Here is a 26885-nt window from a genome sequence, read left to right as displayed (position 1 = left end):
GTGCTTAACGATCGGCGCCCAGGACAGGCACCAGCGCGGCGCCCAGTGCGGCCGGATCATGGCGGGGAGTGCCGTCGGTGACGGCGACCGGGGCGAGGACCAGCCGGGCACCCAGCGATTCTGCCGCACGCCCCACCGGTTCGGGATCGCCCACCGCCTTGGAATCGGCCAGCACGAAGTCCACGGCGAGCTGCGGAAGGTACCAGTGCAGGGCGGCCAGGTGGTCGGCCACGGAGAGGCCGAGCGTCTCCTTCTCCGCCGCCAGGTTGAGCGTGACCAGCCGACGGGCCGGGCTGGCCACGATCGCCTCGGCCAGGCCCGGCACCAGCAGGTGCGGCAGGACGCTCGTGTACCAGCTGCCCGGACCGAAGACCAGCCAGTCGGCGGCGCCGACCGCGGCCACCGCCTCGTCGCACGCCTCCGGGGCCTCCGGGGTGAGCAGCAGCGACTCCACCCGGCCGCTCGTCACCGCGACCTGGTGCTGGCCGCGTACGGTGCGCACCTCGTCGGGACGCTCCGGGTCGGCGCCGCGCACCCGGGCGGCGATGCCGACCGGCTGGCGGGACATCGGCAGCACCCGGCCGACCGCGCCGAGCATCGCCCCGGCGTGCTCCAGGGCGGCGACCGGGTCGCCGAGCTGCTCGACCAGGCCGCAGAGGATCAGGTTGCCCACCGCGTGCCCGGCCAGCGCGTCGCCGGCGCCCCCGGCGAACCGGTGCTGGAAGAGCCCGGCGCTGCGCCGCGTCGCCGGATGGTCCCCGGCCAGCGCCACCAGGGCCTGCCGCAGGTCGCCCGGGGGCAGGCCGCCCCGTTCGGCGCGCAGCCGGCCGCTGGAGCCACCGTCGTCGCCGACGGTGACCACCGCCGTGATGTCGAGGTCGAGCTCGCCGGCGCAGTGCCGCAGCGCCCGCAGCGAGGCGGAGAGTCCGTGCCCTCCGCCGAAGGCCACCACCCTCGTCGCCGTCATTCCCGCCCCAGGTCCCGGTGCTGGGCGTTGGCCGCGAGGCTGGACTGACGCAGCCGGCCGGCCAACTCCTCGGCGATCGCGACGCTGCGGTGCTTGCCGCCGGTGCAGCCGACGGCCACCGTCAGGTAGCGCTTGCCCTCCCGCTCGAAGCCGGCGGTGGTGGCGTTGACCAGGTCGGCGTACGCGGCGACGAAGGCGTCCGCGCCCTCCTGGCCCAGCACGTACGCGCTGACCGCCTCCTCCCGCCCGGTGTGCTCACGCAGCTCCGGCACCCAGTACGGGTTGGGCAGGAAGCGGGCGTCGAGCACGAAGTCGGCGTCCGGCGGCAGGCCGTACTTGAAGCCGAAGGAGAGCACGGTGACCCGCAGCCGGCGGGCGTCCTCGCCGCCGAAGAGCTCCTCGACCCGACGGCGCAGCTGGTTGACGTTCAGGTGGCTGGTGTCGATGATCACGTCGGCCTGGTCGCGGGCCTCCTCGAGCAGGGCGCGCTCGACGGCGATGCCGTCGGCCAGCCGCCCCTCCCCCTGCAACGGGTGCGAGCGGCGGACGCTCTCGAAGCGGCGGATCAGCACCTCGTCGTCGGCGTCGACGAAGACCACCCGGGGCGAGAAGCCCCGCTCCTTGAGCTCCCGGATGGCTCCGGCCAGGTCGGTGGAGAAGGCCCGCGAGCGGACGTCCAGCACCATCGCCGTACGCCGGGCCGCCCCGCCGGCCTTCACGGCCAGCTCGGCCATGTCGAGCATCAGCGCCTGGGGCAGGTTGTCGACCACGTAGTAACCGACGTTCTCCAACGCCCGGGCCACCGTGCTGCGCCCACCGCCCGACAGCCCGGTGACCACCACCAGGGTGGTCTCCACCTCCGCCGTCCCCGTGCCGCCGTCCGGGGCGTGCCCGTCGGTCGTCCGCGCCTCGCTCACCCACTACCCCCAAGCCGTGGCGCCGCGTCCGGTTCGCCCGGACGCGCGCGGTCAGTCAGCGACTCTATCCCGGCGGACGCCGTCGATCCGTTCCTGCCCGTCCGACCGGTCCCGGTGTCGACCTCGGCGTCCGCTGCCGCCACCGGGGAAGCAGCGACGCCGGGCGCGATATTCCCTCGCCGGCCGGCCGCGGGGCGCTGCCGCTCCGCCGCGGCCCGGTCCGCTCGGCGTCGTCGGCGGTGTCGGGGCGGGCTCGTAGACTCCCCGGATGACCTCCCCCACCGACCTGCGTACCGAGGACGCCCTCGGGCTGCTCAACCGGGTCTTCGGCTACGACGCCTTCCGCGGCTTCCAGCGGGAGGTCATCGACCACGTGGTGGCCGGCGGCGACGCCCTGGTGCTGATGCCCACCGGCGGCGGCAAGTCGCTCTGCTACCAGATCCCGGCCCTGGTCCGCGACGGTGTCGCGGTGGTCGTCTCGCCGCTGATCGCGCTGATGCAGGACCAGGTCGACGCGTTGACCGCGGTCGGCGTGCGGGCCGGCTTCCTCAACTCGACGCAGGATCTCGACGCCCGGCGGAAGGTGGAGGCGGCGTTCCTCGCCGGCGAGCTGGACCTGCTCTACCTGGCCCCGGAGGCCCTGGGCAGCCGGTCCACCCTCGGCCTGCTCGACCGGGGCCGGATCGCGCTGTTCGCCATCGACGAGGCGCACTGCGTGTCGCAGTGGGGGCACGACTTCCGCCCCGACTACCTGGCCCTGTCGATGCTGCACGAGCGGTGGCCGGCGGTCCCCCGGGTCGCGCTGACCGCGACCGCGACCAGCGCGACCCGGGGCGAGATCGCCACCCGGCTCAAGCTGACCGAGGCGCGGCACTTCGTGGCCAGCTTCGACCGACCCAACATCCAGTACCGGATCGTGCCGAAGAAGGAGCCGCGCAAGCAGCTGCTCAGCCTGCTGCGCGACGAGCACCCGGGCGACGCCGGCATCGTCTACTGCCTGTCCCGGGCGTCGGTGGAGAAGACCGCGGAGTTCCTGGTCGCCAACGGGGTCGCCGCGCTGCCCTACCACGCGGGGCTGGACGCGAGCACCCGCGCGACCAACCAGCAGCGGTTCCTGCGCGAGGACGGTCTGGTGATGGTGGCGACCATCGCCTTCGGGATGGGCATCGACAAGCCCGACGTCCGGTTCGTCGCCCACCTCGACCTGCCCAAGTCGGTGGAGGGCTACTACCAGGAGACCGGGCGCGCCGGCCGGGACGGCCTGCCCTCGACCGCCTGGCTGGCGTACGGCCTCCAGGACGTCGTGCAGCAGCGGAAGATGATCGAGACGTCGGAGGGCGATCTGGCGCACCGGCGCAACCTCGCCGCCCACCTCGACGCGATGCTCGCCCTCTGCGAGACGGTCCGCTGCCGGCGCGTGCAGCTGCTCGAATACTTCGGCGAGGCCGGGGCGGCCGGCTGCGGCAACTGCGACACCTGCCTGACCCCGCCGGAGACCTGGGACGGCACCGTCGCCGCCCAGAAGCTCCTCTCCACCGTCTTCCGGCTGGACCGCGAGCGCAACCAGCGCTTCGGCGCCGGACACTGCGTCGACATCCTGCTCGGCCGGCAGACCGACAAGATCACCCAGTACGGCCACGACGCGCTGAGCACCTTCGGCATCGGCACCGAGCTGCGCGAGGCCGAGTGGCGCGGGGTGGTCCGCCAACTGCTGGCCGAGGGCCTGCTGGCGGTCGAGGGCGACTACGGCACGCTGGCGCTGACCGAGGCCAGCGCCGACGTGCTGGGCCGCCGCCGTACGGTGACCATGCGACGGGAGCCGGAGAAGCCGGCGTCGGGCCGGTCGGCCAAGCCCCGCGGGGCGGCCACCGTGGTGGCCGACCTGACCCCGGGGGCCACCTCGCTGTTCGAACGGCTGCGCGCCTGGCGGGCGGCGACCGCGAAGGAGCAGGGCGTGCCGGCGTACGTGATCTTCCACGACGCCACCCTGCGGCAGATCGCGACCGAGGCGCCGGGGTCGCTGGCCGACCTGTCCCGGGTCAACGGCGTCGGGGAGAACAAGCTCGCCAAGTACGGCGAGCAGATCCTCACCGTCCTGGCCGACCCGTCCTGACCGGTTGCCCGCTCCCCGCCGCGCGGGTCGCTGTCGACCCGACGCCGGTCAGTCGGTGGCCGGCGTCTTCGCCTCGTCGCCGTCGAGCGCCGCGAGAATGGCCTCGGCGGTGCGCCTGCCCACCCCCGGCACCTCGGTGATCTCCTCGACGGTGGCGGCGGAGAGCCGCTTGAGCGAGCCGAAGTGCCGCAGCACCGCCTTGCGGCGCACCTCCCCCAGCCCGGGCACGTCGTCCAGCGCCGAGGAGGTCATCCGCTTGGAGCGCCGCTGCCGGTGGAAGGTGATGGCGAAGCGGTGCGCCTCGTCGCGGACCCGTTGCAGCAGGTAGAGCCCCTCCGAGGTGCGCGGCAGGATGACCGGGAACTCGTCGTCGGGGAGCCAGACCTCCTCCAGCCGCTTGGCCAGGCCGCAGAGCGCCACGTCGTCGATGCCCAGGTCGGCGAGGGCCTGGGCGGCCGCGGCGACCTGCGGGGCGCCACCGTCGACCACCACCAGCTGGGGCGGGTACGCGAACTTGCGCGGCCGGCCGGTGGTCGGGTCGATGCCGGGCCGGTCCGGGTCACCGGCGGTCTCCTCGCCGATCTCCCCGCTCTCGGCCCGCGCGTCCAGGTACCGGGCGAAGCGACGGCGCAGCACCTCCGACATCGCGGAGAGGTCGTCGGTGGCGCCCCGGACGATGAACCGCCGGTACTCGCTCCTGCGGGCCAGGCCGTCCTCGAAGACCACCATGCTGGCGACCACGTCGGTGCCCTGGATCTGCGACACGTCGAAACACTCGATGCGCAACGGCGCGGTACGCATGCCGAGAGCGTCGCTGATCTCGTCGAGCGCCCGGCTCCGGGCGGTCAGGTCGCTGCCCCGCTTGAGCTTGTGCCGGGCCAGCGCGTCCTTGGCGTTGCGCTCCACCGTCTCCAGCAGCGACTTCTTGTCACCGCGCTGCGGCACCCGCAGGCTGACCCGGCTGCCCCGGTGGTGGGAGAGCCAGTCGGCGAGGGCGTCGGCGTCGGCGGGCAGCTCCGGGACGAGCAGTTCGCGGGGCACGTCCGCCTCGCCCTGCTCACCGCCGTAGACCTGGGTGCAGAAGTGGTGCACCAGGTCGCCGGTGCTCAGCTCCTCGGTCTTCTCCACCACCCAGCCGCGCTGGCCACGGACCCGGCCGTCGCGGACGTGGAAGACCTGCACGGCGGCCTCGAGCGGGTCGTCGGCGAAGGCCACCACGTCGGCGTCGGTGCCGTCGCCGAGCACCACGGTCTGCTTCTCCAACGCCCGACGCAGCGCCGCCACGTCGTCGCGCAGCCGGGCGGCCCGCTCGAACTCCAGCTGCTGGCTGGCCTCGGTCATCTCCCGTTCCAGCCGGCGGACCATGGTGTCGGTGCGGCCGGCCATGAAGTCGCAGAAGCCGTCGACGATGTCGCGGTGCTGCTCGGCGGAGACGCTGCCGACGCAGGGCGCCGAGCACTTGCCGATGTAGCCCAGCAGGCAGGGGCGGCCGACCTGGCCGGCCCGCTTGAACACCCCGGAGGAGCAGGTCCGCGCCGGGAAGACGCGCAGCAGCAGGTCCAGCGTCTCGCGGATCGCCCAGGCGTGCGAGTACGGCCCGAAATAGCGCACGCCCTTGCGCTTCGCGCCCCGCATCACCTGCAGCCGCGGATATTCCTCGTCGAGGGTGACCGCCAGGTAGGGGTAGGACTTGTCGTCGCGGTAGCGGACGTTGAACCGGGGGTCGTACTGCTTGATCCAGGTGTATTCGAGCTGGAGGGCCTCCACCTCGGTGCCGACGGTGACCCAGTCGACCGACTCTGCGGTGGTGACCATCTGCTGGGTGCGCTGGTGCAGCCCCCACAGGTCGGCGAAGTAGGAGTTGAGTCGGCTGCGCAGGTTCTTGGCCTTGCCGACGTAGATGACCCGGCCGGTGCCGTCGCGGAAGCGGTAGACCCCGGGCTGCTCCGGGATGGTGCCGGGTGCGGGACGGTAGGTCGAGGGGTCAGCCACGAACCAAGACTAGTCCGGGCATCCGACAGGCTCCGGTGAGCGCCGCCACGCGACCGGGTCCGGCGCGGTGGCGGCCGCGCCGGACCCGGTGGCGGTCAGGCCAGGCTTATCCGGTCGCCCTGGACCTTGATCGCCTTGGGAGCGAGCGGCCTGGTCGCCGGACCCTGCTTCACCGCGCCGTCGGTGATCGAGAACTTGCTGTTGTGACAGGTGCAGTTGATCGTGCCCCCGTCGACGTTCGACACCGGGCAGTTCTGGTGGGTGCAGATCGGGTCGAAGGCCTTGAACTCCCCCGGGCTGGGCTGGGTGATCACCACGCCCTGGGCGGCGAAGACCGCCCCGCCACCGACCGGGATGTCACTCGTCTTCGCCAGCGAGGACGCGCCCTCGCGGTCGCCGCCCTCGGCGTCGCCGGCCCCGGTCGCGCCCGGGCCGCCGCTGGTCGGCGCGGACACGCCGCCGTCACCGGAGTCGTCGCCGCAGGCGGCCAGGACGACCGACGCCCCCACCGCCCCGGCCCCGGCGAGCAGGGCGCGCCGCGTGCGCGCGACGGGTCCGGTCAATACCTGATCGTCACTCATCTCCGGCCTCTCTCTCGGCTGCCGTCGCCGGTCGGTGATCGACGGCCACACATCTGCACACGGATCACTGTGCCCGACGGTTCACCCGTCGCCCAGTCGACACGGAGAAGCGGACGGGCGGACCGGTTTCCCGGCCCGCCCGTCCGCGCGACGTCGCCCGCTCAGCGCGCCCCGGCGGCGGCCTTGCGGGTACGCGACTTCGTGGCGCTCCCGTTGGCCCGCGCCGCCCGGGTGGTGGCCGCCTTGGCGCCCTTGGCCTCGCCGTCGAGCTTGAGCACCTGGCGCAGGAACTGCCCGGTGTGGCTCTCGGTCACCTCGGCCACCTCCTCGGGGGTGCCGGTGGCGAGCACCGTGCCGCCCCGGTGGCCGCCCTCCGGGCCCATGTCGATCAGCCAGTCGGCGGTCTTGATCACGTCGAGGTTGTGCTCGATGGTGATCACCGTGTTGCCCTTGTCGACCAGGCCCTCCAGCACCATCAGCAACTTGCGGATGTCCTCGAAGTGCAGGCCGGTGGTCGGCTCGTCGAGCACGTAGACCGTCCGGCCGGTCGAGCGCTTCTGCAGCTCGGAGGCGAGCTTGACCCGCTGCGCCTCACCGCCGGAGAGCGTCGGCGCGGGCTGGCCGAGCCGGACGTACCCGAGGCCGACGTCGACCAGCGTCTTGAGGTGCCGGTGGATGGCCGGGATGGCGGAGAAGAACTCGGCCGCCTCCTCGATCGGCATCTCCAGCACGTCGGAGACGGTCTTGCCCTTGTAGTGCACCTCCAGCGTCTCCCGGTTGTAGCGGGCGCCCTTGCAGACCTCGCAGGGGACGTAGACGTCCGGCAGGAAGTTCATCTCGATCTTGATGGTGCCGTCGCCGGAGCACGCCTCGCAGCGGCCGCCCTTGACGTTGAACGAGAACCGGCCCGGGCCGTACCCCCGGACCTTGGCCTCGGTGGTCTCGGCGAAGAGCTTGCGGACGTGGTCCCAGACCCCGGTGTAGGTGGCCGGGTTGGACCGCGGCGTCCGGCCGATCGGTGACTGGTCGACGCCGACGACCTTGTCCACGTGCTCCAGGCCGGTGACCCGGGTGTGCCGGCCGGGGACCAGCCGGGCGCCGTTGATCTGGTTGGCCAGCACCGCGTAGAGGATGTCGTTGACCAGGGTCGACTTGCCGGAACCGCTGACCCCGGTGACCGCGATGAGCTGGCCGAGCGGGAAGGAGACGGTGAGGTTGCGCAGGTTGTGCTCCCGGGCGCCGTGCACCACCAGCTCCCGCTCCGGGGTCTGCGGGCGACGCCGCTGCGGCGTCGGGATCGACCTGCGCCCGGACAGGTACGCCCCGGTGACCGACTCGGGGTTCTCCAGCAGCGCCGGCACCGAGCCGCTGTGCACGATCTCGCCGCCGTGCTCGCCGGCGCCCGGGCCGATGTCGACGATCCAGTCCGCGACCCGGATGGTGTCCTCGTCGTGCTCCACCACGATCAGCGTGTTGCCCAGGCCGCGCAGCCGCAGCAGGGTCTCGATCAGCCGGTGGTTGTCCCGCTGGTGCAGGCCGATGGACGGCTCGTCCAGCACGTAGAGCACGCCGACCAGGCCGGAGCCGATCTGGGTGGCGAGCCGGATGCGCTGCGCCTCGCCGCCGGAGAGGGTGCCGGCCGCGCGGTCCAGGGAGAGGTAGTCCAACCCGACGTCGAGCAGGAACTTCAGCCGGGCGTTGATCTCCTTGAGCACCCGCTCGGCGATCATCTTCTGCCGGTCGGTGAGCTCGATGCCGGCGAGCAGCTCGGCCGCCTCGCCGACGGAGAGGTTGCAGACCTCGGCGATGCTCTTGCCGGCCAGGGTGACCGCGAGCACCTCGGGCTTGAGCCGGGCCCCGCCGCAGGCCGCGCAGGGCACGTCCCGCATGTAGCCCTCGTACTTGTCCCGCGACCACTCCGACTCGGTGTCGGAGTGCCGGCGCTCGATCCACTGCACCACGCCCTCGAAGCCGGTGTAGTAGGAGCGCTCCCGGCCGTACTTGTTGCGGTAGCGCACGTGCACCTGGTCGTCGGAGCCGTGCAGGATCGTCTTCTGGGCGCGAGAGGGCAACGCCCGCCAGGGCGTGTCGATGTCGAAGTGCTGGCTCTCCCCGAGCGCCTCCAGCAGGCGCAGGAAGTATTCCAGGTTGTGCCCGGTGGACCAGGGCTGGATCGCGCCGTCGCGCAGGGTGCGCTCCGGGTCGGGGACGACCAGCTCCGGGTCGACCTCCTTCTTGGTGCCCAGGCCGGTGCACTCCGGGCAGGCGCCGTACGGCGCGTTGAAGGAGAAGACCCGGGGCTCCAGGTCCTCGATCGCCAGCGGGTGGTCGTTGGGGCAGGCCAGGTGCTCGGAGTAGCGGCGCTCCCGGTCGGGGTCGTCCTCGGCCAGGTCGACGAAGTCGAGCAGCACCAGCCCGCCGGAGAGGCCGAGCGCGGCCTCCACCGAGTCGGTCAGCCGCTGCTTGGCGCTCGGCTTGACGGTGAGCCGGTCGATCACCACCTCGATGGTGTGCTTCTCCTGCTTCTTGAGCTTGGGCGGCTCGGTCAGCGGGTGCACCACGCCGTCGATCCGGGCCCGGGCGTACCCCTTGGCCTGGAGCTCGGCGAAGAGGTCGACGTACTCGCCCTTGCGGCCGCGTACGACCGGGGCGAGGACCATGAACCGGGTGCCCTCGGCCATCGCGAGCACCCGGTCGACGATCTGCTGCGGGCTCTGCTTGGAGATCCGCTCCCCGCAGACCGGGCAGTGCGGCTCGCCGATGCGGGCGAAGAGCAGCCGCAGGTAGTCGTAGACCTCGGTGATGGTGCCGACGGTGGAGCGCGGGTTGCGCGAGGTCGACTTCTGGTCGATGGAGACCGCGGGGCTCAGACCCTCGATGAAGTCGACGTCGGGCTTGTCCATCTGGCCGAGGAACTGCCGGGCGTACGACGACAGCGACTCGACGTACCGGCGCTGCCCCTCGGCGAAGATCGTGTCGAAGGCCAGGCTCGACTTGCCCGAACCGGAGAGCCCGGTGAAGACGATCAGGGCGTCCCGGGGCAGGTCGAGACTGACGTCACGCAGGTTGTGCTCGCGCGCGCCACGGATGATCAGTCGGTCGGCCACGGTGCGTGTGCTCCCGGAAGAAGAAAGTGAGGCGGATCTGTCGCTCAGAGCGAGGTCTGTGTGGTTTTCGAGGCGCAGAAGAGACGCCTCGGCAACCTTAGCCCCGAGGTACGACAACTTACCGCGCCAGCGCATTCCCCCAGCTCAACCGGCCCCGCGGCCCGCGCCGGTCAGGGACGGGCGGTCCGCTTCCGGCCGCTGCGCCAGCCACCCCGGCGCTGCGCGGCCAGCCGGGCCTCGCGCCGGCCGCTCTCGTACGCCACCTCGCGTTGCAACCGGCGCCAGTTCTCCCACCGGCGGGCGGGCAGCTCCCCGGTCGCCAGCGCCTCCCGCACCTCGCAGCCCGGCTCGGCCTCGTGCCCGCAGTCGGCGTACCGGCAGCCGAGGGCCAACTCGGCGATGTCGGCGAAGGCGCGGTCCAGCCCGGCCGACCCGTCCAACAGGCCCACCGCCCGCACCCCCGGGGTGTCCAGCACCGCCCCGCCGCCGGGGACCGGGACGAGCGCCCGCCAGGTGGTGGTGTGCCGGCCCTTGCCGTCGACCCCGCGGATCGCCTGGGTCGGCATGACCACCGCCCCGGCCAGCGCGTTGACCAGGCTCGACTTTCCCGCCCCGGAGGGCCCGACGAGCCCGAGGGTCCGCCCGGGGGCGACGAAGGGCCGCAGCGGGTCCAGTCCGGTGCCCCGCTCGGCGCTGACCGGCAGCACCGGCACGCCGGGCGCCACCGCGGCGAACTGCCGGGCGACCGCGGCCGGATCGGCGGCCAGGTCGACCTTGGTGAGCACGACCAGCGGCCGCGCCCCGGACTCGTGGGCGAGGGCGAGCAGCCGCTCGATCCGGGCGACGTCCGGCTCGGGGTGCACCGGCTCGACGACCGCGACGGCGTCGAGGTTCGCGGCGAGCACCTGGCCGCTGGCGTCCTTGCCGGCGGTGCGCCGGACCAGCGCGGTGCGGCGCGGCAGCACGGTCTCGACGGTGACCGGGCCGTCCGGCCAGGTCGCCAGGAGCACCCAGTCGCCGGCGCAGGGCAGGGCGGTCAGGTCACGGGCGGCGGCGGCCAGCACCGCCGGGCCCAGCGAGGCGCGGACGGGGCCGTCCGCGCGGAGCACGGTGCACACCCCGCGGTCGACCCGGGCCACCCGGCCGGGCCGGCGGTCGGGGCGCCGACGCGCGTACGCCGCCCGCTCGGCGTCGAGGCCGAGGGCGGTCAGATCGATGGTCATGGCATCCTCACGAGGGTCGGACCGGGTGGTGGTGGAACACGCGTGCTGAGACCGGCATTCGTGACCACCCCCTCCGACCTCCGGCGCCGCGTACGCCACCGACGGTAGGGGGCGCGCCGACGCGCCGAAAGCGATTTCCCCGGAGACGGGGCGGCCCCGGACCACTAGGGTCGGAGCGTGACCACTGATCCGCTTCTGCTGACCGGCGAGGTGGACGACGCCACGGCCCGCCTGCTCCGCGCGGCGACCGACCTCGACGCCGCCGACATCGCGGCGCCCTCCCTGCTCCCGGGCTGGACCCGCGGCCACGTCCTGGCCCACCTGGCCCGCAACGCGGACGGCTTCGTCAACCTGCTCACCGCCGCCCGTACGGGTGAACGCATCCCGATGTACGCCAGCACCGCGGCCCGCACGGCCGACATCGAGGCCGGCGCCGCCCGGCCGCCCGCCGCCCACCTGGACGACCTGCGCCGCTCCGCCGAGCGGTTCGCCGAGGCGGTCGCGGCGATGCCGGTGGAGGCGTGGACGGCCACCGTCGAGGCCCGGCTCGGGCCGTGGAAGGCCGCCATGCTGGTCTGGGGCCGGCTGCGCGAGATCGAGGTGCACCACGTCGACCTGGACGTCGGCTACCGGTGCGCCGACTGGCCGGAGGCCTTCTCCCACCACTTGCTGCACGAGGTGACCAACGGCCTCGCCACGCGGGCCGACGTGCCGGCGATGGTGCTGCGCTTCGACGGCAGCCGGCACGAGGTGGTCCTGGGTGACCGGGAGAACGCGCCCCTGGTCACCGGTCCCGTCACCGAGCTGGCCGCCTGGTTGATCGGCCGCAGCAGCGGCGACGTGCTGACCGTCACCCCGGACGGTCAGCTGCCGACCCCACCGGAATGGATATAGCCACCGTCATGAGCTACACCGGAGACGTCTCGCCGGGCGGCGCGCCCGCCGTCCGGGACCTGGACCGGCTCACCGTCACCAAGCTGTCGGTCGGTCCGATGGACAACAACGCCTACCTGCTGCGCTGCCGGGCCACCGGCGAGCAGGTGCTGATCGACGCCGCGAACGAGGCCCCCCGCCTGCTCGACCTGATCGGTGACGGCGGGCTGACCGCGGTGGTCACCACCCACCGGCACATGGACCACTGGGTGGCGCTGGAGGAGGTGGTCGCCAAGACCGGCGCGCGCGTCCTGGTGCACGGCGACGACGCCGACGGACTGCCCATCGCGGCCGAGACGCTCGCCGACGGCGACACCGTGCCGGTCGGTGACTGCGCCCTGGAGGTGATCCACGTCCGGGGGCACACGCCGGGCTCGATCGCGCTGCTGCACCGCGACCCGGCCGGCACCCCGCACCTGTGGACCGGCGACAGCCTCTTCCCCGGTGGCGTCGGCAACACCGACCAGGACCCGGAGCGCTTCGGCCAGCTCATCGACGACGTGGAGCACAAGCTCTTCGACCGGCTGCCGGACGAGACCTGGTTCTATCCGGGGCACGGCAAGGACAGCACCCTCGGCGCGGAGCGGCCGTCGCTGCCGCAGTGGCGGGCCCGCGGCTGGTGAGCGTTCCCGGCGTCGGTCAGCTCGGCTGGCCGACGCCGGTCAGGGCGCGCAGCCGGCGCCGGGTGCCGAGCAGCACCACCCCGGCCAGCGCCAGACCCACCGCCATCGTGACGAGCAGCGGACTGCCCGGCAGCAGCCCCGCCAGGGACCGGGACGCGGTTCCCAGCGCCAGGTAGAGGCCGGCCCAGAGCGCCGCGCCGACGGTCGCGCAGCCCAGGAACCTCCGGTACGACATCCGCAGCCCGCCCGCGGCCAGCGGCAGCAGGGCGTTGAAGACCGGCAGGAAGGGCGCGATCAGCACCATCCGCCCGCCGCCGGAGCGCAGGACGTCCTCGGCGGCCGCCCAGCGGGACTCGCCGATCCAGCCGCCGATCCGGCTGTGCCGCAGCCGGTCGCCGTACAACCGGCCGGCCAGGAAGCTCAGCGACCAGCCGGCGACGCAGCCGGCGACCACCGCGGCGACGGTCGCCGCCCCGGTGGCCGGGCGACCCGCCGCCACCGCGGCGAGGATCGCGACGTCGCCGGGGACCAGCACCCCGAGCAGCGGCACGGCGTCGAAGAGCATGACCAGCCCCAGCGCTCCCATGAGGAGGACGATGGGCAACTCCCCGACCTGTGCCAACGAATCCAGCATGGCCTGAACGCTATGGCCGCGGCGGGTCGGGCACATCCGGTCCGATCCCCCACCGTCCCCTGAACCCACCTCGGGGTTCAGCCCTGAGCGTCAGCGGGGACGCAGCACCTGGACCCGGCGCACCGGCGAGTCGACGAACGGCTCGGTGGTCGGCACCGGGTAGCTGGCGACGACCTCCAGGGCGTCCGGCGGCACGTGCCCGCGGTCGGGGTCGCCGACGAGCACCTGCGCACCGCCGGCCACGACCCGACGCAGGAACGGCAGCACCCGCCCGACCAGCGCCTCGTCGTAGAGCACGTCACCGGCGAGCAGCAGGTCGACGTCGCCGCCGTCGCCCTCGAGCAGGTCGCCCTCGCTCGTGGCGACCGTCACCCCGTTGGCCCGGGCGTTGACCGTGACCGCGGCCAGCGCGTACGGGTCGATGTCGTTGGCGACGACCTGGTCGGCGCCGGCCAGCGCGGCGGCGATGGCCACCAGGCCGGACCCGGCGGCCAGGTCGAGCACCCGACGTCCGGCGACCAGTTCCGGGTGGTCCAGCAGGTGGCGGGCGAGCGCCTGCCCGCCGGCCCAGACCGAGGCCCAGTACGGCGGGGGCAGGGTGCGGCCGGCCGCCGCCTCCATCCGGGCCCACCAGACGATCGCGTCCTCGGCCAGGTGCAGCCGGACCTCGGGCACGAACAGGGTGGGCACCAGCCGCAGCCGGTCCAGCCCGTCCCCGGAGGCGGCGATTTCACGCTCCAGGACGGACAACGCCGACGTGCTCGGTGCGGTCACCGGTCGAGTGTGCCGGAGCCGACCGGACGCCGCGCGGGTTTTCCGGCGCGACCCGCGGATGTTTTCGATCCGCGCCATGCGGCACTTCAGCCAGCGAACGGCGGATTCGCCGGTTACTGTCGGGGAGGCACAGGGCGATCATCCGCCGACGCGGTGATGGCCCGTCTTGAGCAGGGAGAGATGCATGGCAACCGGCACGGTCAAGTGGTTCAACTCGGAAAAGGGCTTCGGCTTCATCGAGCAGGACGGCGGAGGTCCGGACGTGTTCGTCCACTACTCGGCGATCGCGACGAGCGGTTACCGGGAACTGAACGAGGGCCAGAAGGTCGAGTTCGAGGTGACCCAGGGGCAGAAGGGTCCGCAGGCGGACAACGTCCGCCCGATGTAGCAGCCGTGCCGGGTGGCGGCGGCCGAACGGCCGCCGCCACTGGGCGCATCAGGCCGCACCGGCCCTGGCCGGCAGATCCCGCTGCCGCCACAGGGGACCGAGCAGCAGGATCAGCGGGGTCAGCGCCAGCCAACCGGTCATCGCCAGGACGGCCGGGCCCGGCCCGTACGCCGCACCCAGCGCGCCGGCCAGCAGCGCGGCCAACGGGATCGTCCCGTAGTTGAGCAGGTGCCCGCTGACCGTCACCCGGCCGAGCAGGTGGTGCGGCGTGTAGGTCTGCCGGAAGCTGCCCTTGACGACGTTGCCGACGGCCACGCCGAGGCTCACCAGCACCCCGCCCAGCGGCAGCCAGAGCAGCCGCGTCCCGGCGCCGGTCAGCGGGATGAGCAGCGCCGGGGGCCCGGTCAGGGCCCCGGCGAGCAGGACCGTCCGGGCGGTGCCGAGCCGCCGGGCGACGACGGGCGCGACGAGCGCGCCGGCCACCCCGCCCAGGCTCGACCCGGCGATCAGCACGCCGACCAGGCCGGGGGCCACCCCGACCTCGCGGACCAGGAACACCACCAGCACCGCCTGGTAGCCGATGAGCCCGATGTTGCTGGCCGCGCCGAAGGCGGTCAGCACCCGCAGGTAGGGATCCCGGGCGACGAATCCGATGCCCTCGGCGATCTCCCGACGCAGCGACGCCGAGCGGCCGTGTCGGGCCGGCGGCGGCTCGGCCGCCCGGATCCGCAGCAGGCAGAACGCCGAGACCAGGAAGCTCACCGCGTCCACCAGCAGTGCCGTCACCGCGCCGGCGAGCTGGGCGATCACGCCGGCGAGCCCCGGCCCGACCACGTAGCTGGCGGTCTGGGTGGCCTGGAGCTTGGCGTTGCCCTCCGGCACCTCCGCGGGCCGCAGCAGCACCGGCAGGTACACCTGGTCGGCGGTCTCGAAGACGACCCGGGCCGCACCGGCGCCGCAGGCCACGGCGAGCAGCTGGCCGACGGTCAGCAGGTCGACCAGCGCGGCCATCGGGACGCTCAGGAACAGCAGCGCGGAGATCAGGTCGCAGGCGACCATGACGGGCCGGCGCCGGATCCGGTCCACCCAGACGCCCACCGGCAGCCCGATCACCAACCAGGGCAGCCAGGCGGCGGCGGTGAGCACCGCCACCTGGAAGGTGCTGGCGTCCAGGACGGCGACCGCGACCAGCGGCAGCGCCACGGCGCTGACGTTGCTGCCGACCGCGCTGGCGGTCTGGCCGGCCCAGAGCAGCCGGAAGTCCCGGTGCCACAGCAGTCCCCCGCGGCGCCGCGCCGGGGGCTTCGTCGTCGTCCCGGACGAGGCCGTCGGGCGGGGCCGGGCGACGGCGGTCACGGCCGGGCCGGGACGCCGTGGGCGAACAGGAACACCGGCTGGCGGTCCCGGCCGTCGTCCGGGATTTCCCGGTCGCCCCAGCGGGCCAGCAGGTCGATCACCTCGCGGCCGAGTTCGGCGAGCTCGTCCGGGGTGAGGTGCAGCCACCGGTCGGTGGAGAACGGCCCCTGCCCCCAGGCGGCCCGCTCCTCGTCGTCGGCGGCGTGCCAGGCCCGGGCGTGGGCGATGTGGCGGTCCAGGTTGAGGGAGGCGGCGGCGTCGGCGACCGCCCGCGCGGCCGGGTCGGCCTCGAAGTCGGTGTGGGACCAGCGCAGCCCCCGGGCGACCAGCCGCCACCACCTCTCCCGGCGGTCCCGGGCCAGCTCGGGGGCCTCGACGACGAGGTCGCCGGCCGCCAGCACCTTCAGGTGGTGGCTGATGTTGGCGGGTGCCTGGCCGGTACGTTCGGCCAGCATGCCGACGCTCGACGGCCCGTGCACCTTGAGCACGTCCAGCAGCCGGCGGCGCAGCGGGTGGGACATGGCGGCCAGCACCCGCGAGTCGGTGATCTGACGTACCGGTGTCGGTTCCACGAGGCCAGCGTGGTCCCGCGACCCGACTTACGCAAGAGTTATTGCGCAATGCTCATTGCCTGACCGGGCCTCCGCACCTGCCCGGCATCGACCCGGGCAGGTGCGGAGGCCGGTGGGGTCAGGCCACCATGCGGCGGGCCAACTCGTCGGCGACCTGCTTGGCGATGGTCGGCGGTATCGCCGCCGCGATCTTCTCCGGGGTGAGCCCGGCGAGGACGCCGGCGACGATGGCCGCCTCGTCGGTCACGTCCCGGTTGGCCAGAGCAGTCAACTGGGTCCCGATCGCGTCCGTACGCAACATGAGGTAGTCCAGCTTGGCGATCAGGCTGTTGCCGCTGGGCCGGGGGCCGGAGCCGTCCGGGTCGACGCTGCGCCCCATGCTCGACCCGCCGTTGAACATGCCGGTGAAGATGCTGTGGATCTGGTTCTCGGCGGTGGTGCTCATGGTGTCCTCCAGGAGTCCGATGGTGGTGAGGTAACGGCGGAACAGCGGGGTCTGGTCCCGGCCGGCCCTGGTCGAGTCGCGGAAGAAGCTGAAGTGGGTGTGGAAGAGGTGGGAGTTGTCCCCGCTGGTACGCCGGCCGAGACGGTCCCACCGCCGGACGGTCCGCCCGTCCGGGGAGTAGATGATCTCTCGTACGTCGCGGCTGTCCGATGTGTTCGCCACGCACTGCGCGACGCACCAGGTCGAGAAGCTGAAGAGGGTGTGGGTGCCGCCGCCGGAGCGGACGGTGAACAGGCCGACGTCCAGCGCGGAGGCGTTCAGGGTGAGGCCGGAGGAGTCCCGGGTGGACTCCACCACCGAGTAGTCGTTGGTCACCACCCGGTCGGAACCGCAGTGGTATCCGCCGCGGTGGTTCGGGTCGCCGACGATGCCGACCTCGGCCGGTTCGAGGTCGTCGCCGCGGACGGTGTCGGGATCGATGTTGAGGTGGTCGAGGAGCAGCCGACGGACGGCCAGCAGGTTGGCTGGAGCCGTTGTCATGGATCCCCCTTCCGTCAGGTGAGGGGTCGGGCACGTGACACCGGGTGACCGATGTCGGAGCCCAGCGGCGAGCCCGACCTGTGCTGCACGGCGCCGGGCGTCGATTCGGACGGTAGCCCTCGGGCGTGATGAATCCCCAGCTCAAACGGTCTATTTTCAGATGGATCGAACCTGTGAGAACGCTGGGACGAGCGATTTTTCGCTCGGGAGGATCACCACGGCTCTCGCGAGTCCACTGCGGAGGGTGACATTCGTACGCGCCCATCGGGCGCGACGGCGGGATTCCGGGCCAGGCGGCCGGGGACCGGCGGCTCAGCCCGCCGGCCGGCCGGGCGACTCGGGACGGGCGGCGCGGACCGCGTCCCGGTGCTCCCGCATCGAGGCACCCATCGTCGCCATGAACCGGTGGACGACCTCCAGCTCCTCGTCGCTGAAGCGGGCCATCACCTCGTCGGTGCGCCGGCCGAGCGGGCCGAAGAAGCTCATCGCCAGGGCGGCGCCCTGGTCGGCGTAGTGCAGGAAGACCTTGCGGCGGTCGGCGGTGTCCCGGTCACGCCGGATGTGGCCGGCCCGCTCCAGTCGGTCGACCAGCGCGGTCACCGACCCGGACGAGATGTTGAGCTGCTCACCGAGCCGGCCGGGGGTGATCGGGTCGCCCGCCAGCTCGGCGTCCATCACGGCGATCAGGGCGTGCAGGTCGGTGGCGTTGAGCCCGTGCAGGCCGGCGAAGGCGTGCCCGACGTGCTGCGCGTCCACGGCGTAGCGCCGCAGGTCGTTGGTGATCTCCGCGATCATCCGCGCGCGCGGGTCGTCCCGTCGCCGATACATGCCGTGCGCTGCCACGTCTCGTCGCTTCCCCCTGTCGGAACGGCCGGTTGCAGCATAGAGCAGCCGGCAACAACCTCGGCTGTCGAGATATTTGAGATTCGCGGAATCGCCCTTGTCGCCGTACTCTCGATAGGCGAAACTCTCGGCAGTCGAGATTCTAACGTCGAAGGACCATGAGGGCATCCGATGTCTCTGTTCACCCGCGTCGCCCGTAGCCGGCTGGCCGCCTGGCTCACCGTGGTGGCCGCCACCGTCGTCGGCGCGGCCGTCTTCGGGCTGCCGAAGCCCGACAACCCCGCCCCCGTCTCCTCCACCGGCCTCTCCGTCGAGTGGCACTCGACCCAGGTGGAGCGGCTCCAGGACCAGTTGCCCTCCAGCGAGGTCCAGCCGGCCATCGTCGTGGTCAGCCGCGCCGACCGCGGCGCGCTCACCGGGGCCGACCGGGCCACGCTGGCCGGGGTGTCGGGCGAGCTGAGCCGCCTCGCCGTCGGCGGCCGGGTCAGCCCGCCGCAGCTGTCCCCGGACGGCACGGTGGCGCTGGTCGCCGTCCCGCTCTCCACCGCCGGCGGCCAGCAGGCCGTCGCCGACTCGGTCGCGCAGGTACGCGACTCCCTGGCCGCCCTGCCCGACGGCCTGACCGTGGAGGTGACCGGCGCGCCGGCGTTCACCGCCGACCTCACCAAGGTCTTCGAGGGCGCGGACGTCACGCTGCTCGTCGTCACCGCCGCCGTGGTCGCGCTGCTGCTCCTCATCACCTACCGCAGCCCGTTCCTCTGGATCGTCCCCCTGGTGGTCGTCGCGGCCACCGAGCAGCTCACCCTGCGCGCGGTCGACACGATCGTCCCGGCGGTCGGCATCCACCTCCAGGAGGGCGCGGTCACCGGCATCGCCAGCGTCCTGGTCTTCGGCGCGGCCACCGACTACGCCCTGCTGCTGATCGCCCGGTACCGCGAGGAGCTGCACCGCGAGGAGGACCGCTTCGCCGCCATGCGCGCCGCCGTGCGCCGCACCGCCGAGCCGATCCTCGCCAGCGGCTTCACCGTGGTCCTCGGCGTGCTCACCCTGCTCCTGTCCGAGCAGGAGACGAACCGGGCGCTCGCCGTGGCCTGCGCCACCGGCGTCGTGCTCGCCATGCTCTCGGCCCTCTTCGTCCTGCCCGCCGTCCTGGTGATCTTCGGCCGGGGCCTGTTCTGGCCGTTCGTGCCGCAGGTCGGCGGCGCGGTTCGTGAGGGCCGGCTCTGGGGCCGGCTCGGCGCCGCCGTGGTCCGCCGCCCGGTGCCGGTCGCGGTGCTGGCGACCCTGCTGCTGGCCGGGCTCGCCCTCGGTGGGCTCGGCATCCGCACCGGCCTGTCGGAGACCGGGCAGTTCCGGGTCGAGCCCGAGGCAGTCGCCGGCGCGGAGACCCTCGCCCGGGCCTTCCCCGCCGGGACGACCCAGCCGGTCGCCGTGCTGACGTCCCCCGCCGCCGTACCGGCCGTCACCCGGGCCGCCGCGGCCGTCCCCGGCGTCGCCTCCGCGCGTCCCGGTACGGCCGGCGACGCCGTGGCCCAGGTCGACGTCGTCCTGACCGCCGAGCCCGGCACCACCGCCTCCGACCGCACCGTCGAGGCGCTGCGGGAGGCGGTCGCCGCGGTCGGAGACTCCGCCCCGCCGGCGGCACCGGGCGCCGACGCCCCGCGCGGGGCCCTGGTCGGTGGCACCGTCGCCGCCACCTACGACAGCGACGAGGCCAACGCCAAGGACCAGCGGCTCATCCTGCCGATCATCCTGCTGCTGGTCGGCGCCGTGCTGGTGCTGCTGCTGCGCGGCCTGCTCGCGCCGCTGCTGCTGGTGCTCACCGTCATCGCGTCGTTCTTCGCCAGCCTCGGCGCGGCGTGGCTGCTCTTCGCACACGTGCTGGACTTCCCGGCGCTGGACAGCGGCGTCCTCCTGCTCGCCTTCGTGTTCCTGGTGGCGCTCGGCGTGGACTACAACATCTTCCTCGTCACCCGGGCCCGCGAGGACGCACGGCGGACCGGCACCCGGGACGGCATGCTCTCGGCGCTGCGGGTCACCGGCGGTGTGATCACCAGCGCGGGTGTGCTGCTCGCCGCGGTCTTCGCCGTGCTCGGCGTCCTGCCGCTGATCACGCTCACCCAGATCGGGATCATCGTCTGCATCGGCGTCCTGCTCGACACCCTGCTGGTGCGGACGGTCCTGGTCCCGGCGCTGGCCTTCGTGCTCGGCGACCGGTTCTGGTGGCCGGGCCGGATCGCGCGGGAGACCGCGGTGGCCCCTCCGGCCACGCCGGAACCGGTGACGGCGCGGAACTGACCGGCCCCCGGGGGGTCGCGGCGCGCCGCGACCCCCCGGGCGTCAGTAGTCCAGGCAGACGCAGTCGCGCATCAGCGCGCGCACGTTGTAGACGTACTGGGAGTTGGGGATCACGATCGGCCCCTGTTCCTCCTGCGGGATCACCGCGCCCACCCCGAAGTTGTACGCCGCGATGACGGCGTTCAACAGGCACGAGTTCAGCTCCTCTCCACACAGGGCGGAGTCGAGCCGGTAGTCCGAGGCGAAGTGGGTGTCGCCGATCTTCTTGGTGAGCCAGGCCAGGTACGTGCCGCCGAGGTAGGCGTTGTCCTGGTGGTCGTACACGTCGTAGTCCCGCTCGAAGCGCTGGTTCATCCACTCGGCCGTCTCCGGCTGCACCTGCATCAGCCCGATGCCCTTGTCGCAGGCGATGATGTTCGACTGCCAGCCGCTCTCCTGCCAGGCGGTCGCCTTGACCAGGTGGACCGGGATCCTGATCTCCGGCGCCGAGACCGGCCAGTAGCTGCGCTGCGCCGCGTCGGTCAGCGCGGCCTTCACCTGGCTGCGGCTCACCGCGGCGCCCCGGTAGCTGGGCGCGCACCCGGTGGGCGCCGGAGGCCGCGGCGCGGGCGGGGCGCCGGTCTCGGTCAACGGCTTCGTCGGAGGCCGCGGCGCGCCGGCCCGAGTCGGGGCACCGGTCGACTTCGACTTCGGCTTCGGCTTCGGCGTGGCCGAGCGGCTGGGCGCGACCCCCATCGACTCCACCGCCGGCGGCGTCGCGGTCGGCTCGTCGGCGGGCGCGTCGCCCGCCCCCGGGGTGGGCAGCTCCACCGGCGCGGCCACCTCGACCGGAGGCTGCTCCGCCCGGGCGCAGCCGACCCCCGCCGTCGTCAGCAGCAGCAGGGCGGTGAGCGCCGCCGGCGCCAGCCGACCAGACCGTCGACGCATGTCAACCCCTCCCCGTGGTGGCCAACGGCACCGTAACAGGGCTCCGCCGCCGCGCGGGGCCCCGCGCGACCGCCGCCCTACCGGTCCACCGACCCGGCCGGCGAGGTGCGGCGGTCGGTCCGCGACCCGCACGGCCCGGTCCCGGGTCGCCCGGACCAGCACGAAGACGGCAGTCCAGGCGCCCTCGGGCAGCACCGCTCGCCGTCCCGCCGGCCGTGCTCCAGCCCAGGTGGGCACGGGCCCCGGCGAGCACGGCTATGCCCGCCGCCGCGCCGTCCAGGCCGCCTCCGCGAGCGGCCGGCGGGCGTCGCGGGAGACCAGCCAGGCGAGCGTGCGTCCGCTGGCGGCCGGCGACCGCGTACCGGGTCGGAAACCGGACGGCGGCCGGGTCCGGGGGCCGGGGCGGCGACCGGATCGGAAGGCGAGTGTGTCTGCCATCACCGCGGCAATGATCATCACGAGCAGCGCCGGCACGAGCCGCAGCGTGTCCGCGTACGCTAGGAAGCCGACCAGCAACAGGGTCGCCTCGCCCGGCACCAGCAGACCGAAGATCACCGCGGTCTCCCCCGCGACGATCGTCGCGGCGATCACACAGATCAGCAGGGACGACAGGCCCTGCAGCGAGGTCAGCAGGTCACGCATCCGGTCCCCCAGCACGCGGGGGCCAGCATGCCAGCCGCTGGAACGGTCGGAACAGCAGTTCCGGCACAGATCCGGGCCATCTGGGGGTGACCCCGACACGTGCCCCGGCAACCGTAGACAGGAGTATGGAGGGTATGCAGCTTCGCACCGACCTCCGCAACGTCGCCATCATCGCTCACGTCGACCACGGCAAGACCACCCTGGTGGACGCCATGTTGCGGCAGGCCGGCGCCTACGGCGCCCGCGGCGAGACGACCGAGCGGGTCATGGACTCGATGGACCTTGAGCGGGAGAAGGGCATCACCATCCTCGCCAAGAACACCGGCGTGCGGTACCTGCCGGCGGACGGGTCCGATCCGGTCACCATCAACATCATCGACACTCCCGGGCACGCCGACTTCGGCGGCGAGGTGGAGCGCGGCCTGACCATGGTCGACGGGGTGGTGCTGCTGGTCGACGCCAGCGAGGGCCCCCTGCCGCAGACCCGGTTCGTGCTCCGCAAGGCGCTGCGCGCCCGGATGCCGATCATCCTGGTGATCAACAAGGTGGACCGTCCGGACGCCCGGATCAAGGAGGTCGTGGACGACACCTACGAGCTCTTCCTCGACCTGGACGCCGACGAGGAGCAGATCGACTTCCCGATCGTCTACGCCTGCGCCCGCGACGGCATCGCCTCGCTCACCCAGCCCGCCGACGGCTCGGTGCCCAGCGACAGCAACTCCCTGGAGCCGCTGTTCCGCACCCTGCTCGACACCATCCCGGCTCCCGCGTACGAGGCGGACGCGCCGCTGCAGGCGCACGTCACGAACCTCGACGCCTCGCCGTTCCTCGGCCGGCTGGCGCTGTGCCGGGTCCGGCAGGGCACGATCAACAAGGGCCAGAGCGTGTCCTGGTGCCGCACGGACGGCACCACCCAGCGGGTCCGCATCTCCGAGCTGCTGATGACCGAGGGGCTGGAGCGCAAGCCGGCCGACTCGGCCGGTCCGGGCGACATCATCGCGGTCGCCGGCATCCCCGAGATCATGATCGGTGAGACGCTCGCCGATGCGGAGAACCCGATCCCGCTGCCGCTGATCACCGTCGACGAGCCGGCCATCTCGATGACCATCGGCACCAACACCTCGCCGCTGGTCGGCCGGGTCAAGGGCGCCAAGGTCACCGCCCGGATGGTGAAGGACCGGCTGGACAAGGAGCTGATCGGCAACGTCTCCCTGCGGGTGCTGCCGACCGAGCGGCCGGACGCCTGGGAGGTGCAGGGCCGTGGCGAGCTGGCGCTGGCCATCCTGGTCGAGCAGATGCGCCGGGAGAACTACGAGCTGACCGTCGGCAAGCCGCAGGTGGTCACCCGGGAGATCGACGGCAAGGTCTGCGAGCCGGTGGAGCGGCTGACCATCGACGCCCCCGAGGAGTACCTGGGCGCGATCACCCAGCTGCTGGCCACCCGCAAGGGCCGGATGGAGCAGCTGGTCAACCACGGCACCGGCTGGATCCGGATGGAGTGGCTGGTGCCCGCGCGCGGACTGATCGGCTTCCGTACCGAGTTCCTCACCGACACCCGCGGCACCGGCATCCTGCACCACGTCTTCGAGTCCTACGAGCCGTGGTTCGGTGAGCTGCGCACCCGCAACAACGGCTCGCTGGTCGCCGACCGCTCCGGCGCCGTCACCGCCTTCGCCATGATCAACCTCCAGGAGCGTGGGCAGCTCTTCGTCGAGCCGACCACCGAGGTGTACGAGGGCATGATCGTCGGGGAGAACTCCCGCTCCGACGACATGGACGTCAACATCACCAAGGAGAAGAAGCTCACCAACATGCGGGCGTCGACCTCCGACGAGACCGAGAAGCTGATCCCGCCGCGCAAGCTCTCGCTGGAGCAGGCGCTGGAGTTCTGCCGCGAGGACGAGTGCGTCGAGGTCACCCCGACCGCGGTGCGCATCCGCAAGGTGGTGCTCGACCAGCAGCTTCGGGGCCGGGCCGCCGCCCGCCGCAAGCACGCCGGCTGACCGGCGTACCCCGATCGCTCCGGAGCCCGGACCGCCCCGCGCGGTCCGGGCTCCGCCGCGTCACCCCGCCGCACGCACGCGGCCGGAGCCGCCCCGCGCGGGACGGTCAGCCGATCGGCTACGGTCACCGGCATGACGTGGGATGATCTCGACGCTCACCTGGACAAGGTGCCCGGCACCGTCTCGGCCTACGTGGGTCGGCTCGACGCCGCCCCCACCTGGACCCGGCACGCCGACGCGACCCACTACGCGGCCAGCACCATGAAGGCCGCGGTGCTGCTGGCGCTCTGGCGGGCCGCCGAGGCGGGCACCCTCGACCTCGACGCGCCGATCCCGGTCACCAACGAGTTCGCCTCGGCGTTGCCCGGGGCGCCCCGGTTCTCCTGCGCCCGCCACTACGACAACGACGAGGCGGTCTGGGAGCGGGTGGGCGGGACCGCCCCCCTGCGCTGGCTCGCCGACCGCATGATCACCCGGTCCAGCAACCTGGCCACCAACATCGTCCTGGACCGGGTCGGCCTGCCCGCGGTGGCGCAGGCGTGGGCCCTCGCCGGGGCCCGGCACAGCGTCACCGGACGCGGCATCGAGGACTTCGCCGCCCGGGAGGCCGGGATCACCAACGTCGTCACCGCCGCCGACCTGGCCGCCCTGCTCGGCGGCCTGGCCACGGGGGCGCAGCGCCCCGGGCCGCTGGCGACCCCGGCCGGGTGCGCGGCGATGGTGGACGTGCTGCTGGCCCAGGAGTACCGCGAGGACCTCGCCTCCGGACTGCCCGAGGGCACCCGCATCGCGCACAAGAACGGCTGGGTACGCGGCGTGCGGCACGGCGCCGGCGTGGTCCTCCCGGACGACGCGCCGCCGTACGTGATCGTCGTCTGCACCACCACCGAGCTGGCCGACGGCGGCGCGAGCGGCGAGGAGGTCGAGGACGACGCCTGCCGGCTGATCGCCAACGTCTCCGCGGCGGTCTGGGCTGCCCGACACGACCTGGCCGACTGAGGCACCGCGGCTGCCGACCGGCCCGCGGTCGGCAGCCGACCCCCGGGCCGGGTCACTCCAGCAGGTTGTCCCGCAACGCCTCGCGCAGCTCGTCGGTGACGCCCAGCCCGTCGCGCAGGTACGCGTCGAACGAACCGTGCACCCGCCGCACCTCGTCGTAGGCGGCGTCCAGGTACTCCGCCCGCACCTCCAGCACCGGCCGGACCGTCTCCGGGTCCAGCGCCGGATGGCGGCTCACCATCGCCTCCAGCAGCACCTCGCGCAGGCTGTCCGTCAGCTCGTTGTTGTACAGGTAGTCGTCCCGGATCGCCGCGTCGTCCACCCCGAGCGCGGTCAGCAGCACCACCGCCAGCCAGCCGGTGCGGTCCTTGCCGGCCGAACAGTGGAACAGCAGCGGCAGGTTGCCCGGCTGGGCCGCCAGCCGTACCGCGGCGCCGAACCCGGCCCGCGCAGACTCCCCCGTGACGAACCAGCGGTAGATCGCCGCCATCGCCGCCGGCGTCCCCTGCTCGGCCAGCTCGTCGTACGCCTCCAGGTCGTGCCCGAGCAGCACCGCCGAGACGTACGTGAAGACCGGGTGGGCCGGGTCGTGCACCGGCAGATGCACCACCGTCGGCTCACCGGCCAGCCGGTCCGGCGGGGCCACCGACATCTCGGACGCGTCGCGCAGGTCCACCACGCAGGCCGGGGCGAGCTTGGCCAGCACCGGCAGGTCCTCGTCGGTGAGCCGACCCAGCGCCGGGGTCCGGAGGAGCCGGCCGGCGCGTACCCGGCGCCCGTCGGCGGCGACCAGACCGCCCAGGTCACGCGCGTTCGGCGCCCCCACCAGTTCCCATTCCCGCAGGCTCATCGCCGCTCCCCTCCGCTGCCCGTCTGCCGTATAGGGTGCCGCACATGACGATCGCCGCGGTACGCACCCACCGGCTTTCCGCCCCCTTACACACCCCGTTCGTCACCGCGCTGCGCCGCACGACGACGGTGGAGACCCTGGTGGTGGAGGTGATCGACGACGACGGGCGGTCCGGCTTCGGGGAGGCGCCGCAGGTCTGGAAGGTCACCGGCGCGTCGGTCGCCGGCGCGGAGGCGTGCGTCCGCGACATGCTCGCCCCCGCGGTCGCCGGCCGGGACGCGGACGACCTGGTGGCCCGCTGCGGCGAGATCCGGGACGCGGTGACCGGCAACGAGTCCGCCAAGGCGGCCGTCGACGTCGCGCTGCACGACCTGGCGGCGCAGCGGCTCGGCGTACCCCTGGTGCGGCTGCTCGGCGGCACCGACCTGCGCGTGCCGACGGACGTCACCCTGGCGGCCGGGGACGCGGTGGAGCTGGCGGCGGCGGCCAAGCAGCGCAGCGCGGAGGGCTTCGACGTGCTCAAGCTGAAGGTCGGCACGGACGCGGCCGGCGACCTGGACCGGGTCCGCGCCGTCCGGGCCGCCGTCGGCCCCGGGGCGCGGATCCGGTTGGACGCCAACCAGGGCTGGACGCCGCGCGAGGCGGTCCGGGTGATCCGCGGCATCGAGGACGCCGGGCTCGACGTCGAACTGGTCGAGCAGCCGGTGGCCCGCTGGGACCTGGACGGCCTGGCCTGGGTCAGCGACCGGGTCCAGGTGCCGATCCTCGCCGACGAGTCGGTCTTCGGCGCCCGCGACCTGGTCGAGGTGATCCGGCGGCGGGCCGCCGACATGGTCAACGTCAAGCTGGCCAAGTGCGGCGGCCTGCACGCCGCCCGGACCCTGCTCGACCTGGCCCGCGACCACGGTGTCGGCACGATCGTCGGTTCCATGATGGAGAGCCCGGTGGGGGTCGGCGCGGCGGCCAGCCTGGTCGCCGCCTACCGGACCACGGCCGTCTCCGACCTGGACGCCGCCTGGTGGCTGGCCTGGTCGCCGGTGCGCGGCGGCCTCCGGTACGACGGCGCCACGGTGGTGCTGCCGGACGCCCCGGGGCTCGGCATCACCGGGATTGCTGAAACAAAGATGCAGCTGCGCGGTTGATGATCGCATGTTTCTT

The 26885-nt window shown here is 73.3% G+C and carries 23 protein-coding genes; 8 read left to right on the top strand and 15 right to left on the bottom strand.

The annotated features are described in order from the left end of the window. Positions 1 to 4: 4 nt before the first annotated feature. On the bottom strand, positions 5 to 967 hold the full coding sequence (locus AC5L3Z_RS09050) for a gluconeogenesis factor YvcK family protein (RefSeq protein WP_494841016.1): 963 nt from the start codon (positions 965 to 967) through the stop codon (positions 5 to 7). Continuing rightward, positions 964 to 1824, bottom strand: coding sequence for an RNase adapter RapZ (rapZ, locus tag AC5L3Z_RS09045; RefSeq protein ID WP_442933290.1), 861 nt, complete (start codon positions 1822 to 1824; stop codon positions 964 to 966). Before rapZ ends, AC5L3Z_RS09050 begins: the two co-directional genes overlap by 4 nt. A gap of 328 nt (positions 1825 to 2152) precedes the next feature. Between rapZ and recQ the strand changes: the two genes are divergently transcribed. Continuing rightward, complete coding sequence (gene recQ / locus AC5L3Z_RS09040; protein WP_494841014.1) at positions 2153 to 3997, top strand: DNA helicase RecQ; 1845 nt, start codon at positions 2153 to 2155, stop codon at positions 3995 to 3997. A gap of 48 nt (positions 3998 to 4045) precedes the next feature. Here the strand turns inward: recQ and uvrC are convergent, their stop codons facing one another. The 4 genes from uvrC to rsgA all read right to left on the bottom strand — a co-directional run bounded on the left by uvrC (position 4046) and on the right by rsgA (position 10900). Then, a complete protein-coding gene (uvrC, locus tag AC5L3Z_RS09035) occupies positions 4046 to 5989 on the bottom strand; it encodes an excinuclease ABC subunit UvrC (protein ID WP_494841013.1) in 1944 nt (647 codons plus the stop codon). Positions 5990 to 6084: 95 nt separating this feature from the next. Then, positions 6085 to 6570 (bottom strand): Rieske (2Fe-2S) protein, encoded by a 486-nt coding sequence (locus AC5L3Z_RS09030; protein WP_494841012.1) that lies wholly within the window; start codon positions 6568 to 6570, stop codon positions 6085 to 6087. A gap of 161 nt (positions 6571 to 6731) precedes the next feature. Then, on the bottom strand, positions 6732 to 9677 hold the full coding sequence (uvrA, locus tag AC5L3Z_RS09025; protein ID WP_494841010.1) for an excinuclease ABC subunit UvrA: 2946 nt from the start codon (positions 9675 to 9677) through the stop codon (positions 6732 to 6734). Positions 9678 to 9847: 170 nt separating this feature from the next. Further along, entirely contained in the window at positions 9848 to 10900 is a 1053-nt protein-coding gene (gene rsgA / locus AC5L3Z_RS09020; RefSeq protein ID WP_494841009.1) for a ribosome small subunit-dependent GTPase A, read from the bottom strand. A 177-nt stretch (positions 10901 to 11077) separates the two neighbouring features. Between rsgA and AC5L3Z_RS09015 the strand changes: the two genes are divergently transcribed. Both AC5L3Z_RS09015 and AC5L3Z_RS09010 read left to right on the top strand, forming a co-directional pair. Next, positions 11078 to 11794: a maleylpyruvate isomerase family mycothiol-dependent enzyme gene (locus AC5L3Z_RS09015; protein ID WP_334522729.1), complete on the top strand. Its 717-nt coding sequence runs from the start codon at positions 11078 to 11080 to the stop codon at positions 11792 to 11794. Positions 11795 to 11802: 8 nt separating this feature from the next. Then, positions 11803 to 12456 carry an MBL fold metallo-hydrolase gene (locus tag AC5L3Z_RS09010; protein ID WP_494841007.1) on the top strand — a complete coding sequence of 218 codons (654 nt, stop codon included), beginning with the start codon at positions 11803 to 11805 and terminating at the stop codon, positions 12454 to 12456. A gap of 16 nt (positions 12457 to 12472) precedes the next feature. On the opposite strand, the gene AC5L3Z_RS09005 is transcribed toward AC5L3Z_RS09010, so the two are convergent. Beyond that, a complete protein-coding gene (locus tag AC5L3Z_RS09005; RefSeq protein ID WP_494841006.1) occupies positions 12473 to 13090 on the bottom strand; it encodes a DedA family protein in 618 nt (205 codons plus the stop codon). Positions 13091 to 13180: 90 nt separating this feature from the next. Further along, a complete protein-coding gene (locus tag AC5L3Z_RS09000) occupies positions 13181 to 13864 on the bottom strand; it encodes a class I SAM-dependent methyltransferase (protein WP_334615261.1) in 684 nt (227 codons plus the stop codon). A gap of 184 nt (positions 13865 to 14048) precedes the next feature. Between AC5L3Z_RS09000 and AC5L3Z_RS08995 the strand changes: the two genes are divergently transcribed. Continuing rightward, on the top strand, positions 14049 to 14252 hold the full coding sequence (locus tag AC5L3Z_RS08995; RefSeq protein ID WP_007072071.1) for a cold-shock protein: 204 nt from the start codon (positions 14049 to 14051) through the stop codon (positions 14250 to 14252). A 48-nt stretch (positions 14253 to 14300) separates the two neighbouring features. On the opposite strand, the gene AC5L3Z_RS08990 is transcribed toward AC5L3Z_RS08995, so the two are convergent. The 4 genes from AC5L3Z_RS08990 to AC5L3Z_RS08975 all read right to left on the bottom strand — a co-directional run bounded on the left by AC5L3Z_RS08990 (position 14301) and on the right by AC5L3Z_RS08975 (position 17993). Next, entirely contained in the window at positions 14301 to 15608 is a 1308-nt protein-coding gene (locus tag AC5L3Z_RS08990; protein ID WP_494841003.1) for an MFS transporter, read from the bottom strand. Continuing rightward, positions 15605 to 16180: an ArsR/SmtB family transcription factor gene (locus AC5L3Z_RS08985; RefSeq protein ID WP_494841001.1), complete on the bottom strand. Its 576-nt coding sequence runs from the start codon at positions 16178 to 16180 to the stop codon at positions 15605 to 15607. The genes AC5L3Z_RS08990 and AC5L3Z_RS08985 overlap by 4 nt, the downstream gene beginning before the upstream one ends. 118 nt (positions 16181 to 16298) lie before the next feature. After that, positions 16299 to 17165 (bottom strand): hypothetical protein, encoded by an 867-nt coding sequence (locus AC5L3Z_RS08980; RefSeq protein WP_494841000.1) that lies wholly within the window; start codon positions 17163 to 17165, stop codon positions 16299 to 16301. 312 nt (positions 17166 to 17477) lie between these two features. Further along, on the bottom strand, positions 17478 to 17993 hold the full coding sequence (locus tag AC5L3Z_RS08975; protein WP_494840998.1) for a MarR family winged helix-turn-helix transcriptional regulator: 516 nt from the start codon (positions 17991 to 17993) through the stop codon (positions 17478 to 17480). Positions 17994 to 18179: 186 nt separating this feature from the next. Here AC5L3Z_RS08975 and AC5L3Z_RS08970 point away from each other — a divergent pair, with 186 nt between their 5' ends. After that, entirely contained in the window at positions 18180 to 20306 is a 2127-nt protein-coding gene (locus AC5L3Z_RS08970; protein ID WP_494840996.1) for an MMPL family transporter, read from the top strand. Between the two features lie 42 nt (positions 20307 to 20348). On the opposite strand, the gene AC5L3Z_RS08965 is transcribed toward AC5L3Z_RS08970, so the two are convergent. Both AC5L3Z_RS08965 and AC5L3Z_RS08960 read right to left on the bottom strand, forming a co-directional pair. After that, positions 20349 to 21233 (bottom strand): transglycosylase SLT domain-containing protein, encoded by an 885-nt coding sequence (locus AC5L3Z_RS08965; protein WP_494840994.1) that lies wholly within the window; start codon positions 21231 to 21233, stop codon positions 20349 to 20351. Between the two features lie 255 nt (positions 21234 to 21488). After that, positions 21489 to 21875, bottom strand: a complete 387-nt coding sequence (locus AC5L3Z_RS08960; protein WP_494840992.1) for a hypothetical protein — start codon at positions 21873 to 21875, stop codon at positions 21489 to 21491. 134 nt (positions 21876 to 22009) lie between these two features. Here AC5L3Z_RS08960 and typA point away from each other — a divergent pair, with 134 nt between their 5' ends. Further along, positions 22010 to 23878 (top strand): translational GTPase TypA, encoded by a 1869-nt coding sequence (typA, locus tag AC5L3Z_RS08955; RefSeq protein ID WP_494840990.1) that lies wholly within the window; start codon positions 22010 to 22012, stop codon positions 23876 to 23878. A gap of 132 nt (positions 23879 to 24010) precedes the next feature. Beyond that, complete coding sequence (locus tag AC5L3Z_RS08950; RefSeq protein WP_494840988.1) at positions 24011 to 24877, top strand: serine hydrolase; 867 nt, start codon at positions 24011 to 24013, stop codon at positions 24875 to 24877. A 52-nt stretch (positions 24878 to 24929) separates the two neighbouring features. Here the strand turns inward: AC5L3Z_RS08950 and AC5L3Z_RS08945 are convergent, their stop codons facing one another. After that, positions 24930 to 25727 (bottom strand): tyrosine-protein phosphatase, encoded by a 798-nt coding sequence (locus AC5L3Z_RS08945; RefSeq protein ID WP_494840986.1) that lies wholly within the window; start codon positions 25725 to 25727, stop codon positions 24930 to 24932. Between the two features lie 44 nt (positions 25728 to 25771). Between AC5L3Z_RS08945 and AC5L3Z_RS08940 the strand changes: the two genes are divergently transcribed. Continuing rightward, a complete protein-coding gene (locus AC5L3Z_RS08940) occupies positions 25772 to 26869 on the top strand; it encodes a mandelate racemase/muconate lactonizing enzyme family protein (RefSeq protein WP_494840985.1) in 1098 nt (365 codons plus the stop codon). Positions 26870 to 26885: the final 16 nt, after the last annotated feature.

The sequence above is a fragment of the Micromonospora sp. LZ37 genome (genome assembly GCF_059359015.1).
This window is presented reverse-complemented; position numbering and strand designations above follow the sequence as displayed.